Here is a 21,046-nt window from a genome sequence, read left to right as displayed (position 1 = left end):
GTAGCGCCGAATGCGACGCTCTGTTGACCGGTCAAGCGCTGCAACAGCAACAACCAGGCCGCTTGAATCAGCGTATTGAGAGTGACTTTCTGCTGCCGGGCGAACTCGCCCAACTGCCGCGTTTGCGCCGCGTCGAGCACGCAGAAGTGCTCGCCATGGCCGTCCCGTTGAGCGTCGCCACGCTGTGCCTGAAGTGCCTGCGCCAGCAAGGTCGGTGCCTCGAGGTCAGCCAGTTGCGCGGTCCAGTAATGTTCGCTGGCCTGCACGTCCTGACGCTGCAACCACTCGATGTAATCACGATAACGCCCGGCCAGCGCCGGCTGAGCGATGCCGCTGTAGCGCTGCAACACTTCGCCGAGCAACTGCGAGTTGCTCCAGCCGTCCATCAGGATGTGGTGGTTGGTGTAGATCAAATGGCAACGCTGATCGTCCAGGCGCACCACGACCATACGCAGCAGCGGCCCCTGGCTCAGGTCGAAACCTTGTGCCTGCTCGGCGGCGGCCAGCGCGTTCAACTCGCCCAGGCAATCGCTGCGCTCACGCCAGTCAAGCACACTGAATGGCATGTCCAGTTGCTTGTGCACCACTTGCACCGGACGCGCCAGTTCACCTTGCCAGACAAAACTGGTGCGCAGGATGTCGTGGCTGTCCACCGCCGCTTGCCAGGCCTGCTGGAAGCGTTGCGGGTCGAGGCCTTCGACGTCGAGCCGGACCTGGTTGATGTAATCGCCAGTGGCCTGTTCGTAGAGACTGTGGAACAGCATGCCCTGCTGCATCGCCGACAGCGGATAGACATCGGCAATCTGCTGGGCCGGCAAAGGCAAGCCGTCGAGTTGCGCCTGGCTCAGCGCCGCCAAAGGGAAGTCCGACGGCGTCAGGCCTTCAACGCCTGGGGTCAGGCAATGGCCGATCAACGCCGCCAGTTCTTCGGCGTAATCCGCCGCCAGTGCTTCGATTACCGCGCTGTCGAAACGCTCGCTGCTGAACGTCCAGCCCACGCGCAATTCGCCGCCATACACCTGACCGTTAAGGGTCAGCCAGTTGCCCAGCGGCGCGTCCGCGCTCTGATCGAGGCCGGCATTGTCCGGCGCTGGTGCAAACAGCGCGCCGTCATCACCCTCGAAACTGCCGTCGAACTGGCCGAGGTAGTTGAAGGTGATGCGCGGGGTCGGCAAGGCGCGCAGGCTCTGTTGTGCCTGAGCATCGCCGAGATGACGCAGTGCGCCGAAACCGATGCCTTTGCTGGGGATAGCGCGCAGTTGTTCCTTGATCTGCTTGATCGACTCGCCCGGTGTAGCCGCCGGGGTCAGACGCACCGGGAACAGACTGGTGAACCAGCCCACGGTGCGGGTCAGATCGACACCGTCGAACAGTTCTTCGCGACCATGGCCTTCGAGCTGAATCAGCGTCGATGGCTGCCCGCTCCAGCGCCCGATCACCCGCGCCAGTGCGGTGAGCAACAGGTCGTTGACCTGAGTGCGATACGCCGCTGGGGCTTCTTGCAGCAGTTGCCGGGTCAGCTCCGCGCCGAGTCTGGTCTGTACCGTCTGCGCCAGCCCGTTCTGCTGACCGGCGTCCATACGCTTGCACGGCAGATCGCTGCCGACATCGCTCAGGCACGCCTGCCAGTAAGCCAGTTCCTGTTGTAACGCCGCGCTGTTGGCGTAGCGCTGCAAGTGCTCGCTCCAGTCCTTGAAGGCGCTGGTCTTGGACGGCAGGCTCAGCGGCTGCGCATCGAGCAATTGCTGATAAGCGTTTTGCAGGTCTTCCAGCAGAATCCGCCACGACACGCCGTCGACGGCCAGGTGATGGATCACCAACTGCAAGCGCTGCGTGCCATCGGCCAGATTCGCCAACACGGCGCGCAACAGCGGTCCGTTGTGCAAATCGAGGCTGCGCTGCGCGCGGTTGCCCAAGGCTTCCAGCGCAGCCGCATCGGCGACGTCTTCCTGCCACAGCAGGTTGTGCGGCAGGTCTTCAACCGCGCGGTGCTCGGCCTGCCACACGCCGTCGTGCTGAGTGAAACTCAGGCGCAAGGCATCGTGATGCGCGACCAGCGCGCGCAATACTTGCTCGATTTTCTCCGCGACCAGTGGCTGACGCGGCTTGAGCAACACCGACTGGTTCCAGTGCTGACGCTCAGGGATATCGTCTTCGAAAAACTGTTGCTGGATCGGCAGCAACAACGCCGCACCGGTGACCGCTTGTTGGTCGATGCTCGACTCGTCATCGCCCAATTGCGCGACCAGGGCCAGACGTTGAATGGTCTGGTGCTGGAACAGGTCCTTGGGATTGAGGCGAATGCCGGCCTGACGCGCACGGCTGACCACTTGAATCGAGATGATCGAGTCGCCGCCCAGTTCGAAGAAGTTGTCGTTCAGGCCGACTTGCGGCAGCTTCAGCACCTCTTGCCAGATTGCCGCCAAACGCTGCTCCAGCTCGCTTTGCGGCGCTTGATAGGCCTGCTGCGCCTGACTGGTATCCGGCGCCGGCAACGCACTGCGGTTGAGTTTTCCGTTGGCGGTCAGCGGCAATTGCGCGAGCAGCAACAGGTGCGCCGGGATCATGTGATCCGGCAGATTTTCCTTGAGTTGGGCACGCACGCGGTCGCGCCATTGCGCCTGTTCCGCTGGACTGGCGTCGAGCAACGTAGCGTCGCTCGGCACCAGCCAGGCGACCAGTTGTTGACCGCTGAGACCCGGTTGCGCCAGCACCACGGCTTGGCGTACGGCAGCCTGTTCGAGCAGTTGCGCTTCGATCTCACCGAGTTCGATACGGAAACCGCGAATCTTCACCTGATGGTCGATCCGCCCGATGTATTCGATCACGCCGTCAGCGCGATAGCGCGCCAGGTCGCCGGTGCGGTACAGACGACCACCGTCAGCGGCAAACGGATCGGGAATGAAACGCAACGTGGTCAGATCGGCACGGTTCAGATAACCACGGGCCAGCCCGGCGCGACCGACGTACAGCTCACCGATGCAGCCTTTGACCACCGGGTTCAGATCGCCGTCGAGCAGGTACCACGACAGGTCAGGAATCGGCTCGCCGATCGGGCTGCTGGCGTCACGCTGCAAATCGGCCAGCGACAACGGCCGGTAGGTGACGTGCACGGTGGTTTCAGTGATGCCGTACATGTTGATCAGTTGCGGTGCCTGATCGCCGAAACGCTCGAACCACGGGCGCAGGCTCTTCACTTCCAGCGCTTCGCCACCGAACACCACGTAGCGCAGCGCCAGTTGTTGCGCGGCGTGTTCCGGGGCGCAGGCCACTTGCATCAGTTGCTTGAACGCCGAGGGCGTCTGGTTGAGTACAGTGATGCCTTCGCGACAGAGCAAAGCGAAGAAATCTTCCGGCGCACGGCTGATCTCGTAAGGCACCACCACCAGTTTGCCGCCGTACAGCAGCGCACCGAAAATCTCCCACACGGAGAAGTCGAAGGCGTAGGAATGGAACAGGCTCCACACATCCGATGGGCCGAAATCGAACCAGGCAGCGGTGGCTTCGAACAGTCGCAGCACGTTGCGATGGGCGAGCAAGGTGCCCTTGGGCTGACCGGTCGAACCGGAGGTGTAGATCACATACGCGAGGTTGTCCGCGCTCATCTGCACCTGCGGGTTGCAGTCGCTGTAGCCCTCAAGGTCTTCACGATCCTGGTCGAGCATCAGACTGCGTACGGAGTCCGGCACGGGCAGGCGCGCAAGCAAGTGGCTTTGGCTCAACAGCAGGCCGATGCCGCTGTCGCCGATCATGTAGGCCAGACGCTCTTCCGGATAGCTCGGGTCCAGCGGCACATACGCACCGCCAGCCTTGAGAATCGCCAGCAGGCCGACCAGCATGTCGAGGCTGCGCTCCACCGCGAGGCCGACACGCACGTCCGGGCCGACGCCGCTGGCGATCAGCTTGTGGGCCAACTGATTGGCGCGGCTGTTCAGTTCACCGTAGCTCAAGGATTGCTCGGCATACGTCACGGCAACGGCTTGCGGTGCGCGGGCGGCCTGGGTTTCGATCAAGTGATGCAGGCACTGCTCGTTGGGGAAATCCGCCACGGCCGGGTTCCATTGCAGCAGCGTCGCCGCGCGTTCGGCGCCGTCGTGCAGCGGCAGTTCGGCAATGCGCTGACCGCTGTCGGCGATGATGCCGTGCAGCAGATTCGTCCAGTGTTGCGACAGGCGCTCGATGGTCTCGACGTCGAACAGGTCGGTGGCGTAGGTCAGTTCAGCCCAGACGTTATCGGTCGATTCGAAGGTGTTCAGGGTCAGGTCGAACTGCGCGGTATTCGACGCCCAAGGCAAGCCTTCGATGTGCAGTTGCGGCAAGCGTGTTGCGCCTTGTGCCTGACGCGCCTGGCTCTGGTGGTTGTGCATCACCTGGAACAGCGGGCTGTGGCTGAGGCTGCGTTCCGGTTGCAGCGCATCGACCAGTTGCTCGAACGGCAGATCCTGATGGGCCTGAGCGCCGAGCACGGTGTTTTTCACTTGCTGCAACAGGCTGCGGAAGGTCTGCTGGCTGTCGAATTCGGCCTTGAGTACCTGAGTGTTGACGAAGAAGCCGATCAGGCCCTCGGTCTCGACCCGGTTACGGTTGGCCACCGGCACGCCGACACGGATGTCGGCCTGACCGCTGTAGCGGTGCAGCAAGGTCTGGAACGAGGCCAGCAGCAGCGCGAACAGGGTGACGTTTTCACGCTGCGCGACTTGCTTGAGGGCAGCGGCCAGTTCGAGGCTCAGCGGGATGTCGCGACGCGCGCCGCGATAGCTTTGCTCGGGCGGACGCGGACGGTCGGTCGGCAGCTCCAGCAACGGTTGATCGCCATCGCCGAGTTGCGCGGTCCAGTAGCTCAACTGACGCTCGCGTTCACCAGCGTCCATCCACTGCTTTTGCCACACGGCGTAGTCGGCGTATTGCACCGGCAGCGCCGGCAATTGCGCGATCTGGCCCTGGCTGTACGCGGCATAGAGCGCCACCAGTTCATCGACCATGATGTTCATCGACCAACCGTCAGAGACGATGTGGTGCAAGGTGATCACCAGCGCGTGATCATTGGCGGCCAAACGCAGCAATTTCACCCGCAACAACGGGCCTTGCTGCAGGTTGAACAGGTGCAGGGTTTCTGCGGCGACCAGCGCTTGCAGCGCCGTATCGTCCAGCCCTGCAACGTCCTGCACTTCCAGGTCCAAGGTGCCGTGGGCCTGAATCACTTGCAGGGTCTGACCGTGCTCTTCGACGAAACAGGTACGCAGGGATTCGTGTCGCGCGATCAGCGCACTGAAGCTTTGCTGCAACGCCGGCAGATCCAGTTCGCCGCGCAGACGCAGCGCCGCCGGAACGTGGTAAGCGGTGCTGGTCGGTTCCAGCTGCCAGAGGAACCACTGACGCTCCTGCGCATAGGAAAGCGCCAGCGGTTGCAGGCGTGGCAAGGCAACAATCGGCGGTTCCTGAGTGGCCTGATCGACACCCAGCGCGGCAACGAAATCTTCCAGCGTGCTGTGCTCGAACAGCGTGCGCAGCGGCACTTGAACGTTCAGCGCCTGACGCACACGGGAGACCACTTGCGTTACCAACAAGGAATGGCCGCCGAGTTCGAAGAAGTTGTCACTGAGACCGACACGCTCAAGCTTGAGCACTGCTTGCCAGATTTCGGCGACGGCGTGTTGAGTCGCGGTTTGCGGCGCGATATAGGTTGACTGCAACTGGCTGGCGTCGGGCGCCGGCAAGGCTTTGCGGTCGACTTTGCCATTGGGGGTCAGCGGCAGTTGCGCGAGGAACAGCAGGTGCGCCGGCACCATGTATTCCGGCAGTTCGGCCTTGAGGCTGGCTTTCAATTCAGCGCGCAGTACGACTTCATCAATCGTGCTCGCGGATGGCACCACATAGCCGACCAGTTGCGGACCGGTCGGGCCGTCCTGAGCGACCACCACGGTTTCGCGCACGCTGTCGAGTGCGAGCAAACGCGCTTCGATCTCGCCAAGCTCGATACGGAAACCACGGATTTTCACCTGATGGTCGATGCGCCCGATGTACTCGATCACGCCTTCTGCGCGATAACGGGTCAGGTCGCCGGTGCGGTACAGACGGGCGCCGGTAGCCGAGAAAGGGTCCGGCACAAAACGTTCGGCGGTCAGGCTCGGGCGCTGGAAATAACCGCGCGCCAGACCGTCACCACCGATCAGCAATTCACCGGGTGCGCCGAGCGGATTCAGCTCAAGGTCGCTGCCGAGAATGTACAGCGCGGTGTTGTCGATCGGCGTACCGAGAAACGGGCGGCTGTGGTCCGCACTCAGCGCATGTTGCGCCGACCAGATCGTGGTTTCGGTCGGGCCATAGAGGTTCCACACGCTCGGCGTCAGCGCCAGCATGCGCTGGGCCAGTTCCTGCGGCAGTGCTTCACCGCCGCAGAGGAACGTGCGGCCCTTGAGAATCGCCGCGTGCTCGTTATCGAGCAGCATGCGCCAGGTCGATGGCGTGGCTTGCAGCACGCTAACGGCGTGACGCTCGATCAACGCCAGCACCGCTTGCGGGTCTTGATGCACGTCCTTGCCGGTCAGCACCACACAGGCGCCAGCCAGCAGTGGGCCATAGATTTCCAGGCCGAAAATATCGAACGAGAACGTGGTCAGCGATAGCATGCGATCCGCAGCGGCAATCCCCGGCTGCTTGATCATGCTCGCGACAAAGTTGCGCAGCGCCGCGTGGCGCACCATCACACCTTTCGGTTTACCGGTGGACCCGGAGGTGTAGATCGTGTACGCCAGATGTTCACCATTGACGGCGACGCTCGGCGCGGTCTGTGGGTAAGCCGCCAGCCAGTCACCTGGCTGATCGAGCAACAGGGTTTGCACACCCGCCGGGATCGGCAACTGCGCTTGCAAATGCGCTTGGGTCAGCAGCAATGGCAGGCCGCTGTCCTCGATCATGTAAGCCAGACGATCCTCGGGATACGCCGGGTCCAGCGGTACATAAGCACCACCGGCCTTGAGGATCGCCAGCAGGCCGACGATCATTTCGACGCTGCGCTCGACCGCGATGCCGACCACTTGGTCCGCGCCGACGCCGGCCTCGATCAGTTTGTGCGCCAGTTGGTTGGCCCGGGCATCCAGTTCGCCATACGTCAGTACATCGTCGCCAATGATCAGCGCCGTCGCCTGCGGGTTTTGCTGCGCCTGCAAGGCAAAGTCCTGTTGCACGCACTCGGCCTGCGCACTGTGATCCGCTACGCGCAACCAGTCTTGCAACAACACGCCGTGTTCAGCACTTTCCAGCAGCGGCAGTTCACCGACCCGCTGGGTTGGCGCGGCGATGATCCCCTGCAACAGGTTCTGCCAGTGACGCGCCAGACGCTCGACCGTTTCCGGCTTGAACAGATCGGTGGCGTAGGTCAGCTCGGCGGCGAAACCGTCATTCGATTCATAGGTATTGAGGGTCAGGTCGAATTGCGCGGTGCGCCCTTCCCACTGCACATCCTCGACACTCAGTTGCGGCAGTTGCACCGCGCCACGGCTCTGGTCACGACTGGCCTGGTGGTTGAACATCACCTGGAACACCGGGCTGTGGCTCAGGCTGCGTTCCGGTTGCAGCGCTTCGATCAACTGCTCGAACGGCAGATCCTGATGCGCCTGCGCGGCCATCGCCGCTTGCTTGACTTGCGCCAGCAATTGGTTGAACGGCAGTTGACCATTCACCTCGGCATTCAGCACCTGGGTGTTGACGAAGAAGCCGATCAGGCCTTCAGTCTCGACCCGATTGCGGTTGGCGGTCGGCACGCCGACGCGAATCTGCGCCTGACCGCTGTAGCGATGCAGCAACGCCTGAAACGACGCCAGCAACACCATGAACAGGCTGGCGCCTTCGCGCTGGGCCAATTGCTTGAGCGCATCGCCGAGGGCGGCTGGCAGGTCCAGTTGCAGGCGTGCACCGCGCAGGCTTTGCACCGCCGGGCGCGGAAAGTCGACGGGCAACTCCAGCACCGGCTGCTCGCCGTCCAGCGTCTTGATCCAGTAAGCCAGTTGCCGCTCACGCTCACCCGCTTCCAGCCAGTGGCGCTGCCAGATCGCGTAGTCGGCGTATTGCACCTCCAGTTCCGGCAGGCTCAACGGCTGCCCGGCGGTGTCGGCGGCGTAATGCTGGATCAGCTCGTTGACCAGCACTTTGATCGACCAGCCATCAGAGATGATGTGGTGCTGGATCAACACCAGCACATGATCGTCTGGCGCCACTTGCAGCAGTGCCACGCGCAGCAGCGGGCCCTGTTGCAGATTGAACGGGCGCGCGGTTTCGCCTTCAACGAACGCCTTGATCGCCGCTTCTGCGCCAGCGGCGTCGAGGCCGGCCGGCAACGGTGTCAGGGTGATGTTTAGCGGCAACTGCGGGTGAATCACCTGGCAGAAGGTTTCGCTGTGCTCGGCAAACGTGGTGCGCAAGCTTTCATGGCGCGCGGCCACGGCATTGAAGCTTCGTTCCAGCGCCGCCACGTCCAGCTCGCCCTTGAGGCGCAAGGCGCTGGGAATGTGATACGCGGTGCTGTGCGGGTCCATTTGCCAGAGGAACAGCTGACGTTCCTGAGCGTACGACAGAGGAATGGCGGCGAACCCGGAACGTGTTTCCGGGATCGGCAGGTTGGCCGGAGAGACGCCCTCTTCGAGCATCTTTTCCAGGTACAGCTTACGTTTGTCCAGCGGCAGAGTGATAAAGCGCTTGGCTACCCTCAAAGCAACACTCTTGTCCATCAGACTTCCTCCATATCGTCAAGCAGGGCTTCCAGCTTGCTCAGTTTCTGTTCGTTGATTGCCCCGCCTCCTGTATCGAGTCGAGCGACAAAGTCGCTCAGGACGGGGTGCTGGAATAACAGTTGCGGGGTCAGCGTCAGGCCCAGTTCAAGGGCCATGCGCGACACCACGTTGACCGCCAGCAGCGAGTGCCCGCCCAGTTCGAAGAAGTGATCGTTCAGACCAATGCGTTCAACCTCGAGCACTTGCTGCCAGATCGCCGCGACCTGCTGCTCAAGCTCACTCTGCGGCGCGATATACGCGGCCTGCATCTGGCTGGCATCCACCGCTGGCAGGGCCTTGCGGTCGAGTTTGCCGTTGGGCGTCAGTGGCAACTGCTCAAGGAACAGCAGGTGCGCGGGAATCATGTAGTCAGGTAACGAAGACTTGAGGCCAGTCTTTAGTCCGTCGCGCAGTTGCCGCTGCGCTGCACCGTCGTACAGATCCAGCTGCGGGGCGACCACATAGGCCACCAGTTGCGCACCGCCCTCTCCTTCAACGGCCAGCACCGCCGCTTCGGTGACGGCCGGTTGCGCGAGCAATCGCGCCTCGATCTCGCCCAGTTCGATGCGGAATCCACGAATTTTCACCTGATGGTCGATCCGGCCCATGTACTCCAGCGCACCCTCTTCGCGTTCACGAATCAAGTCGCCGGTGCGGTACATGCGCTCACCATTGCCGACGAACGGGTTCGGCACAAAGCGCTCGGCGGTCATCGCCGCACGGCCCAGATAACCACGGGTGATACCGGCGCCGGACAGGTACAGCTCGGCGGATATCCCTTGCGGCACCGCTTGCAGATCGGCGTCGAGCAAATGGCTGGCGCTGTGATCGAGGGCACGACCGATGCGCGGCTGGCCACCGGCAATGCGGCGGGTCCAGGTCGAATAGGTGGTGTCTTCCGACGGGCCGTACAGGTCGTAAACGTGCTCGACCGTCGACTGCTGATACAGCGCGTCGACCAGGCCTTGCTTGAGTGGTTCGCCAGCCAGATTGATGATGCGCACGCTCGGCGGAATCTGCCCGGCGCGTTGCAGGGCAGCGATCGCCGACGGCACGGTGTTGATCAGGCGGACCTGATCACGCGCCGGCAGGTTCGCCAGCTCCAAAGCGTTACGCGCAATGATCAGCGAACCGCCGTTGGCCAATGTGACAAACAGCTCCCACACCGACAGGTCGAAGCACACCGAAGTCGAGGCCAGCACGCCTTGGATGTCGTCGCGGCTGTAGACCTTGGCCGACCAGTCGATCAGCGCCATGACGTTGCGATGGGCGATGGCCACGCCTTTCGGTTTGCCGGTGGAACCGGAGGTGTAGATCACGTAGGCGAGGTTGTCCGGCGTGACCGATGTTTGAGGTGCGCTAGCCGGATAAGCGTTCAGCGAAACCTGATCCATCAGCAGCACTTGCGTATCGCCCGGCACGCTCAGCGTCGCAGCGACCGCTTGCTCAGTGAGCAGCACCCGCGCACGGCTGTCTTCGAGCATGTAGGCAACGCGATCCGCCGGGTAATCCGGGTCCAGCGGCACATAGGCGCCGCCGGATTTGAGCACCGCCAGCAAGGCAATCAGCAACTGCTCGGAACGCGGCATCGCCACGCCCACGCGCACTTCCGGGCCGACACCCAACTCGATCAGTTTGTGCGCCAGACGATTGGCCTGCGCGTCCAGTTCGGCGTAGGTCAGTTGTGTATCGGCGAAGGTCACCGCCAGCGCATCCGGGGCCGCCGTCACTTGGCGAGCGATGGCTTGATGAATGCACTGCTCGGCGACGAAATCGGTCTCGACACTTGGGCCTTTGTCGATCAGGTTCAACTCGCTGAGCAAGCGTTCGCCCGCGCCGCTCATCTGGCTGAGCAGGCGCTGCAAATGCGCGCCCAACTGCGCCACGCTGGCCGCCGCAAAACTGTCGCGCTGATAACTGAAATGCACCGACAGTTGCGCGCCCATGCTCACCAGCAAGGTCAACGGATAGTTGGTCTGCTCCTGATTGACCACTGCACCGAAACGCAAACCCTGCGGCGCGCCGCGCTCCAGCGCTTCGCCAATCGGGTAGTTCTCGAACACCATCAGGCTGTCGAACAACGCATCACCGCCCTGCCCGGCCCAGCGCTGAATGTCCGCCAGTGGCGTGTGTTCGAACTCGCGTGAAGCGAGGTTCTGCGCCTGCACGGCTTGCAGCCAACTGGCCAGACTCTGCTGCGCTTGCGGCGCGGCAACGACCGGCAAGGTGTTGATGAACAGACCGATCTGCTCCTCGGCTCCCGGCAGATCCGCCGGACGTCCGGCTACGGTCGCGCCGAACGCCACGCAGTCTTTGCCGGTGTAACGCTGCAACAGCAACAGCCACGCGGCTTGTACCAGCGTGTTGACGGTGACTTTCGAGGCACGGGCAAATTCACCCAGACGTACGCTCAGGTCGGCGTCCAGTACTTGGTAATGGTCGCCATAACCGACACTTGGCAAAGCGTCGATTGGCCGCGCAATGGCATTGGCCAGACGCGTCGGCTCTTGCAGGTGTTCCAGCGTTGCCAGCCAGTAATTCTCGGCAGCCGCCGCATCCTGACGCTGCAGCCAGCCGATGTAGTCGCGATAGCGACCCGCCGGACGAGGTACCGCTTCACCGCGGTAATGCTGCAACACTTCGCCGAGCAACTGCGCGCTGCTCCAGCCATCCATCAGGATGTGATGGTTGGTGTAGATCAGGTGATGACGATCAGTCGCCGTGCGCACCAGCACCAGGCGCAACAACGGCGCACTGTTGAGATCCAGCCCCAGTGCACGCTCCTCATCAGCCAGGGTTTGCAACGCCGAATCCAGATTAGCCTTGCCGTTCCAGTCGAGCACGCTGAACGGCACCTCGACCTGGCGCTGCACCACTTGCACCGGTTGCGGCAAGTCGCCCTGCCAGAAGAAACCACTGCGCAGGATATCGTGCGCATCCACCACCGCTTGCCAGGCCGCGTGGAAACGCTGCGGATCGACACCATCGACGTCGAGGCGCATCTGGTTGATGTAGTCGCCATTGCCGTGTTCGAGCAAGGTGTGGAACAACATGCCTTGCTGCATCGGCGACAGCGGATAGATGTCATCGATACCTTGCGGTTCCAGCACCAGCGCATCCAGTTGCGCTTGCGACAGGTGCGCCAGCGGGAAGTCCGACGGCGTCACGCCACGATTGCCGGTGTCGCAGCAATGGCCGATCAGTGCGGTCAGCTCTTGCACGTAGTCATCGGCCAGACGCTGAATGGTCGCGGCGTCGAACATGGCGCCACTGTAGGTCCAGCTCAGGTCCAGTTCACCGCCGAAGACTTTGCCATTCAGCGCCAACGGATTGCCCAGCGGCCCTTGCATATTGACTTCGGCACCGCCGGCTTCGCTGGTCGGCACAAACAAGGCTTGGTCGGCCGCGTCGAAGCTGCCGTCGAACTGGCCCAGATAGTTGAAGGTCAGGCGCGGCGCCGGCAAGGCCTGCAGAGTTTCGCGAGCCAGCGCATCACCCAGATACGCCAGCGCACCGAAGCCGATGCCTTTGTGCGGAATTGCCCGCAGTTGCTCCTTGACCTGTTTGAGCGATGCACCCAATTCGGCCACCGGCGACAGACGCGCCGGAAACACACTGGTGAACCAGCCCACGGTGCGGGTCAGGTCGATGCTGTCGAACAAGTCTTCGCGACCATGGCCCTCAAGCAAGACCAACGCGTTGTCAGCGCCGGTCCAGCGCACCATCACTCGCGCCAGTGCGGTCAGGAGCAGATCGTTGACCTGCGTGCGATAGGCCTGTGGCGCATCCTGCAAGAGTTGACGGGTCAGGGCTTTGTCCAGTTTGCTGCGGATCGTCAGCGCCTGATCGTGTTGCTGCCCGCCGTGCGGATGGTCGTAGGGCAAGGCAGCCGAAGCGCCCTGCAACTGCTGCTGCCAGAAGCCCAGTTCGGTTTGCAGCGCCGGGGTTGCCGCATAGTCCTGCAACGCTGCTGCCCAGGCTTTGACTGCGCTGGTCTTGGCCGGCAATTGCACGGGGTTACCCGCGAGGATCTGCCGATAAGCGTTTTGCAGGTCTTCGAACAGAATCCGCCACGACACGCCATCGACCACCAGGTGATGCACGATCAGCAACAGGCGTTGCGTACCGTCAGCCAGGTTCGCCAACACCGCGCGAATCAGCGAGCCGCCGCTCAATTGCAGACTGCGCTGGGCCTTTTCACCCAGGGCCTCCAGCGCCGCGAGGTCAGCGACCTCGACTTGCCAGAGGGTGGTCTCGCCGGCTTGCGTTGCAGCATCACGGTATTGCGCGACCCAGCCGTCAGCCTGCTCGACAAAGTCCAGGCGCAAGCTGTCGTGATGCAGCACCAAGGCATCCAGCGCCTGCTCGAGCACGTGAGCATTCAGGGGTTGATTGGGTTTGAGCATCACCGACTGGTTCCAGTGATGACGATCGGGAATGGCCTGCGCGAAGAACTCCTGATGAATCGGCAGCAGCGCCGTGCTGCCCGTCACCGGTTGTTGATCGATCAATTGCAACGCTTCACCGGTCTGCGCGACCACGGCCAGCGCCGCAATGGTCTGGTGCTGGAACAGGTCTTTCGGTGTAAAGCGAATCCCGACCTGCCGCGCGCGGCTGACCACTTGAATCGAGATGATCGAGTCGCCGCCCAGCTCGAAGAAGTTGTCGCTGATACCGACCTGCTCAAGTTTGAGCACGTCTTGCCAGATCGTTGCCAGTTGCTGCTCCAGCGCCGTTTGCGGTGCAACGTAAGTTTGTTGCAGTTGGCTGACGTCCGGTTTCGGCAGGTTCTTGCGATCGAGTTTGCCGTTCGGTGTCAGCGGCATGCGCTCCAGACGCAGCACGTAAGCCGGCACCATGTGCGCTGGCAACGTGGCTTTCAGTTGCGCACGCAGATCGTCGGTGAAGTCGGCACGGCTTGCATCGCCGACCACGTACGCCACCAGACGCTTGCCACTGCCGGCGCTGCCCTCCTGCGCCACGACCACCGCTTCGCGCACGCCGTCGAGCGCTTGCAGGGCTGCTTCGACTTCGCCCAGCTCAATGCGGAAGCCACGAATCTTCACCTGATTATCGATGCGATCCAGGTAGTCGAACGTGCCATCGACACGCTGGCGAACAAGGTCGCCAGTGCGATAAAGCAAGCCACCGGTAATGCTGAACGGGTCCGCGACGAAGCGCTCGGCAGTCAGCCCCGGACGGTTCAGATAACCCCGCGCCAACCCCGTGCCACCGAGGTACAACTCACCGGCCATGCCTTGCGGCAGCAGGTTCAGATCGGCGTCGAGCACGTAGGCGCTGCGGTCACCGATACGGCTGCCGATTGGCGCATAGGCTGCACCGCATGGCACCTCGCGACCGGCCTTCCAGATCAGCGGCGTGACCACGGTTTCGGTCGGGCCGTAACCGTTGATGATGTAGTCCGGATCGAGCGCACGCTTGACCCGCTCGAAACTCGCGTTCGGCACTGCATCACCGCCGAAGCAATAGATCCGCACTTTCGGCGGGTTACCGACGCGCTCGGCGTGTTCGGCCAGTTGTTGCAGGTACACCGGCGGGAATGCGACCACGGTCACGCCGTGTTCGATCATCGCGTTGTAGGTCTGCTCCGGCGTCCACAACGTGTCGTCGCGAATCAGCAGCGACGCGCCGTGGGTCAGGCTGGTCAGCCAGCGTTCGTGGGCACCGTCGAAGGCGAACGACATGAAGTGGAACTCACAGTCGCTGTCACGCATTTCATAGCGTTGGCCGATGGCCTGGCAGTGCATGGCCAGCGGGCCGTGGGCGACGCTGACGCCTTTCGGATTGCCGGTGGAACCGGAGGTGTAGATCACGTAGGCGAGGTTGTGCGGATCGAGCTGCACCTGTGGCGCCTTGACCGGCAACTCACGCAAATCGAGACGATCCAGTTCCAGCAACGGCACCGATTCATCGACCGGCAATTGCGCCGACACCGACGAGTCGCTGATCAGCAGCGCCAGCCCGGAGTCTTCGATCAGATAAGCCAGACGTTCGCGGGGGTAGCTGGTGTCCAGCGGCACATAAGCGCCGCCGGCCTTGAGCACGGCCAGCAGTGCGACGATCACCGACTCACTGCGCGGCAGCGCGACACCGACGCGGGTTTCCGCGCCGACGCCACGGGCGATCAGCGCGTGTGCCAGTTGGTTGGCGCGCAGGTCGATCTCACCGTAGCTGAAACGCTGACCGTTGAAGATCACCGCCGTGCGTTGCGGATTTTCTGCGGCCAGCGCGGCAATGCGCTGATGCACGCCGATGTCCAGCGGGTACGGCTGCGGCTGGTTTTCGGCTTGCTGGCGCGCCTGCTCTTGCGCGTCCGCCAAAGCGATTTCACCGAGGTTGCGCTCGGCCGACACGGCGAACTGCTCGAGCAATTGCAGCAGGTGCGCGCTGATACCGGCGATGACATCGGTGGCGAACTGGCCGCGATCGAAGCTGTAGTGCAAAGCCAGTTGCTGACCGAGCGTAACGGCCACGCTCAGCGCATAGTGCGTCTGCTCGAGGTTACCGACCTCGCCAAATGTCAGCCCTTGCCCGGCCTGACTCAGCGCCTGGGCAATCGGGTAGTTTTCGAACACCAGAATGTTGTCGAACAGTGCTTCACCGCCCTGCCCGGCCCAACGCTGGATATCGGCCAGCGGCGTGTGTTCGAAGTCGCGCAGGCTGAGGTTTTGCGCCTGTACCGCTTGCAGCCAGCTGCCAACGCTTTGATCCGGACGCGGCGCGCCGATCACCGGCAAGGTGTTGATGAACAGGCCGACCTGCTGCTCGATGCCCGGCAGATCCGCCGGCCGCCCAGCCACGGTCGCACCGAACGCCACGGTTTCGTGACCGGTATAGCGTTGCAGCAACAGCAGCCACGCCGCTTGCACCAAGGTGTTGACGGTGACTTTTTGCTGGCGGGCAAAGGTTTCCAGTGCCTGCGTACGCTGCACGTCGAGTGTCAGGTAGTGATCGCCGTGACCGCTGAGGTTCTCGCCGCCCGTGGCTGCGCGCGCCAGTCGCGTCGGCTCTTGCAGGGCGGCCAATTGGCCGCTCCAGTAGTCCTGACTCAATTGGCCGTCCTGACGTTGCAGCCAGGCGATGTAATCACGATAACGGCCGCCGCCATTCAGCGGCGTACGGCCGCTGTAGCGCTGCAAGACTTCGCCGAGCAACTGCGAGTTGCTCCAGCCGTCCATGAGGATGTGGTGATGGGTGTAAATCAAATGCCATTGCTCGGCACCGGTCTGCACCAGAACCAGTCGCAGCAGTGGCGCACAGCTCAGATCGAAACCCTGCTGACGCTCGGCATCGGCCAACGCCGCGAGCACTGCGGGCTGATCGTCGCGGTCGCGCCAGTCAAGAATGCTGAACGGCAGTTGCACCTGTTTGTGGACGATCTGCAGCGGGTGCGCCAACTCACCCTGCCAGACGAACCCGCTGCGCAGAATGTCCTGCGCATCGACGGTGGCCTGCCACGCAGCGCGGAACCGCTCGGGATCGAGACCCTGGACGTCGACGCGCAACTGGTTGATGTACTCACCCGCCGCTTGCTCGTAAAGGGTATGGAACAGCAAGCCCTGCTGCATCGGCGACAGAGGATAGACATCGTCGAGCTGACCTGCCGGCACCGGCAGCGCATCCAGTTGCGCTTGCGTCACGCGCGCCAGCGGGAAGTCCGACGGCGTCGCTTGCGCGGCTTGCAACGTGCAGCAATGCTCGATCAGCGCATGCAGTTCGCTGGCGTACTGATCCACCAGTTTCTGCACGGTAGTGCTGTCGAACATTTCGCGGCTGAAACCCCAGCTCATCGACAGTTCACCGCCATACACCTGACCTTCCACGGTCAGCCAGTTGGCCAGAGGCGCGGCCGGATCCTGCGCGACACCGCTGGTTTCGGCGGACGGTACGAACAGCGCCGCGTCGTCGAACTGACGATCGAACTGGCCGAGGTAGTTGAAGGTAATCCGTGGCGGCGCCAACTCCGCCAGTTCGGCGCGCACCGCCGGTGCCGCCAGATAACGCAGCACGCCGTAGCCCAGACCTTTGTCCGGCACCGCGCGCAGCTGCTCCTTGATCGCCTTGATCGAACCGTCGAGATCATCGGCAGCCGTCAGCTTGACCGCGAACAGACTGGTGAACCAACCCACGGTGCGGGTCAGGTCGATGTCATCGAACAGGTCTTCGCGGCCATGCCCTTCCAGTTCGATCAACGTGCCCGGCTGCTGGCTCCAGCGGCTGATGGTGCGCGCCAATGCGGTGAGCAATAGATCGTTGACCTGCGTGCGATACGCGGCCGGTGCCTGTTGCAGCAACTGGCGAGTGCGCTCGGCGTCGAGGCGCCATTCGATTTTCTCGCCGTGCAGGTTTTGCAGGCTGCCATCGGGACGTTCGCACGGCAGGTCCGTCGCGCCCTGATGCTGGGCTTTCCAGTAACCCAGTTGTTCATCGAAGCGTGAAGCGGCGCTTTCGAGGCGCGCGGTCCAGTTCTGGAAGGCATTGGTCTTGGCCGGCAACTGAATGCCGCCGCCCGCCGCCAGTTGCTCGTAAGCCTGCTGCAGATCTTCCAGCAACACCCGCCAGGAAACGCCGTCCACTGCCAAGTGGTGAATGATCAACGCCACGCGCTGAGTGCCATCGGCCATCGTCACCAGCAATGCACGCAGCAGCGGACCGTTTTGCAGATCGAGGCTGCGCTGGGCTTCGTTGCACAGCGCCTGCAATTGCTCAGCCGACTCGGCGTCACGCAACCACAGGTCAGCGCTGTCCACCAGCGGGCCATGGTTTTGCTGCCAGCCGTCGGCGCTTTCGCCAAAGCGCAGGCGCAAGGCGTCGTGATGATTGATCACCTGCGTCAGCGCGGCATCCAGCCACTGCGCATTCAAGCTGTCGCGCGGGGTCAGCAGCAGCGACTGGTTCCAGTGCTCACGCAGCGGCATCGCGCGGCTGAAGAAATGCTGTTGAATCGGCCCGAGCACGGCGTCGCCGGTCACCGGCCCTTGATCCATCGAGGTCTGATTATCCAGCGTCGCCACCAGCGCGAGGCTGCGCACCGTCTGGTACTGGAACAGGTCACGCGGGCTGAGACGAATCCCGGCCTGTCGCGCACGGCTGACCACTTGAATCGAAATGATCGAGTCGCCGCCCAGTTCGAAGAAGTTGTCTTCGAGGCCGACGCGCTCAAGGCCGAGCACGTCTTCCCAGATCGCCGCCAAGGCTTTTTCCAGCGCATTCTGCGGGGCAGCGAATGCTTGTTGCGGCGCGGCGTCCGGTTGCGGCAAGGCTTTACGGTCGAGTTTGCCGTTGGCGGTCACCGGCAGTTTGGTCAGCGTGATCAGGTAAGTCGGCACCATGAATTCCGGCAGGCTGCCAAGCAGCCACGCCTTGACGTCCTGCTGCCACTGCTCGTCCGGCTGAGCCTGTTCCAGCACCAGGTAAGCCACCAGGTGCTTGCCGCCCTGCACCAGCACCACCGCTTCGCGCACCAGCGGGTGCTGCATCAGGCGCGTTTCGATTTCGCCCAGCTCGATGCGCAGACCGCGCAATTTCACTTGATGGTCGAGACGACCGAGGTATTCGATCACGCCGTCGGCGCGCTGACGCACCCGGTCACCGGTGCGGTACAGCCGCGCGCCGTCGTGGAACGGGCACGGCACAAAACGCTCGGCGGTCAGCGCCGGACGCTGGTGATAACTGCGCGCCAGACCGGCGCCGCCCAGGTACAGTTCGCCGGCCACGCCACTCGGTACCGGCAGCAGCTCGGCATCAAGCACATGGGTGCGCAGGTTGGCGATCGGCCGACCGATCGGCACGCTGTCGGCGCCTTCGTCAACGCAGGTCCAGTGGGTCACGTCGATGGCCGCTTCGGTCGGGCCGTAAAGGTTGTAGAGGCCGGCGTTCGGCAGCTTGGCGAAGACTTGCAGTTGTGCGTCCAGCGGCAGCGCTTCACCGCTGCAGACGATGCGCTTGAGGCCCACGCAGCTTTCAACGCCCGCCTCGTGAATGAACGCCTGCAACATCGACGGCACAAAGTGCAGCGTGCTGATGCCATAGCGGTTGATGGTGTCGATCAGTTGCAGCGGATCGCGGTGCGCACCCGGCGCAGCAACCACCAGACGCGCACCGGTCAGCAGCGGCCAGAAGAATTCCCAGACCGACACGTCGAAACTGAACGGGGTTTTCTGCAACACCGAATCGCTGGCGTCGAGCCCGTAGGCTTCTTGCATCCAGCACAAGCGGTTGACCAGCGCGGCGTGGCTGTTGCCGGCGCCTTTCGGTTTACCGGTGGAACCCGAGGTGTAAATCACATAAGCCAGGTTCAGCGAATCGACGCTGACTTCAACACGGCTGTCGCTGAAGCTGTCGAGCAGACCCGGCTGATCCAGTGTGATGACCTGCACGCCGTCAGTCGGCAGCGATGCCCGCAAAGCATCCTGGGTCAGCAGCAAGGTGATGCCGCTGTCCTCGATCATGTAGGCCAGACGTTCCTGCGGGTACTCCGGATCGAGTGGCACATAAGCGCCGCCAGCCTTGAGAATCGCCAGCAGCGCGACGACCATTTCCACCGAACGCAGGGCGCACACACCGACCAGACTGTCGGCCCGCACACCTTGCTCACGCAGCAGATGCGCGAGGCGGTTGGCGCGGGCATCCAGTTCGGCGTAGCTCAGGGTCTGCTCGCCGAACACCAGCGCCGGCGCATTCGGTGTGCGCGCCACCTGCGCTTCGATCAGTTGGTGTATCGGTGTTTCGGTCGGATACACCGCGTGGACGTTGTTCCAGTCATGCACCAGCGTGCGCTGCTCCTCGGCTTCCAGCAGCGGCAATTCGCCGATGCGTTGCGCCGGATCGGCGACCATGGCCGAGAGCAAGCGCAACCAGTGGCGGGCCATGCGCTCGATGGTCGAAGCCTCGAACAAGTCGCTGGCGTACGTCAGCGCCGCGTGCAACTTGCCGCCCTTCTCATAAGTATCGAGGGTCAGGTCGAACTGGGTGGTGCGGCTCTGCCAGTCGAGGCTGTCGAGCACCAGGCCGGAGGCGGTGCTGAGGCTGGCAATATCGGCCACTTGCGGCTGGTGGTTGTACATCACCTGGAACAGCGGCGTGTGACTGAGGCTGCGTTCCAGTTTCAGCGCTTCGACCAGTTGTTCGAACGGCAGATCCTGATGCGCCTGAGCACCGAGCGCGGTGTCCTTGATCGCGCGCAACAAGTCGTCGACCCGGGTCTGCCCGTCCAGTCGGGTGCGCAGCACTTGGGTGTTGACGAAGAAGCCGATCAGCCCTTCGATTTCGCCACGGTTGCGGTTGGCAATCGGCACGCCGACACGGATGTCGGTCTGGCCGGTATAGCGATGCAGCAGTGCGTTGAAGGCACCGAGCAACAACATGAATAAAGTGACCTGATGCTGCTGCGCGGTGTGGCGCAGCTGTTCGGCCAATTGCCCATCGATGGCGAATTCGTAACGGGTGCCGCGATAGCTCGGCATCGCCGGGCGGGCATGATCCAGCGGCAGCTCCAGCACCGGGTGTTCGTCGCCCAGTTGGGCTTGCCAGTAATCGAGTTGGCGCGCCTGCTCGCCCGCCTCCAGCCAACGGCGCTGCCACAAGGCATAGTCGCTGTACTGGATCGGCAACGCGGACAGCTGTGGTGGCTGGCCGGCGTCGAAAGCGTCGTAGCAACGGATGAACTCGTCGATCAGCACATTCATCGACCAGCCATCGGAGACGATGTGGTGCAGGGTCAGCAGCAGGACATGTTCCTGCTCGGCAAGCTTGAGCAAAGTCACCCGCAGCAGCGGGCCGACGGCCAGATCGAACGGCAGCACCGATTGCAGTTCGGCAGCGCGGACCACGGCCTGCTCACGCTCGAGGACCGGCAGCGCGCTGAAGTCTTCATGTTTGATCAGCAACGGCGCGCTGGCCGGCACTTGCAGCAAGCAGTCGTCGGCCTGACGCTGGAACACCGTGCGCAGGGTTTCGTGACGCTCGACCAGGCTGGCGAAGGCTTGCTCCAGCGCGCTGAGGTTCAGGCGACCGCTCATGCGCACTGCGCCCGGCAGGTTGTAGGCACCGCTCTGCGGATCGAGCTGCCAGAGAAACCACATGCGCCGCTGCGCGTAGGACAACGCTTGGCGATCCTCGGCTTCGATTCCGGCCGGAATCGGAAACCGGGCGAAATCCACGCCCTCCTTTTGCAGGGCCGCGAGGAACATCTGGCGCTTTTCCAGGGGCAACCCGATAAACCGGCGAGCAAGTTTCAAGGAGTCTTCAGCATTCAT

At 63.0% G+C, this 21,046-nt stretch carries 2 protein-coding genes (1 of these 2 running past the window's edge); both read right to left on the bottom strand.

From position 1 onward, the window contains the following. Nucleotides 1-8,726: the 5' portion of a non-ribosomal peptide synthase/polyketide synthase gene (locus ACRRSD_RS24795; protein ID WP_435035863.1), read on the bottom strand. Its footprint begins 6,262 nt before the window's first position; only the first 8,726 of its 14,988 coding nucleotides appear in the window; its start codon is at nucleotides 8,724-8,726; its stop codon lies beyond the left edge, outside the window. After that, complete coding sequence (locus ACRRSD_RS24790) at nucleotides 8,726-21,046, bottom strand: non-ribosomal peptide synthase/polyketide synthase (RefSeq protein WP_435035861.1); 12,321 nt, start codon at nucleotides 21,044-21,046, stop codon at nucleotides 8,726-8,728. Before ACRRSD_RS24790 ends, ACRRSD_RS24795 begins: the two co-directional genes overlap by 1 nt.

This window comes from Pseudomonas neuropathica (assembly GCF_051174785.1).
Classification (GTDB): Bacteria; Pseudomonadota; Gammaproteobacteria; order Pseudomonadales; family Pseudomonadaceae; genus Aquipseudomonas; species Aquipseudomonas neuropathica_A.
Note: the sequence above shows the minus strand (reverse complement) of the source record. Positions and strands in the feature narration are given on the sequence as shown.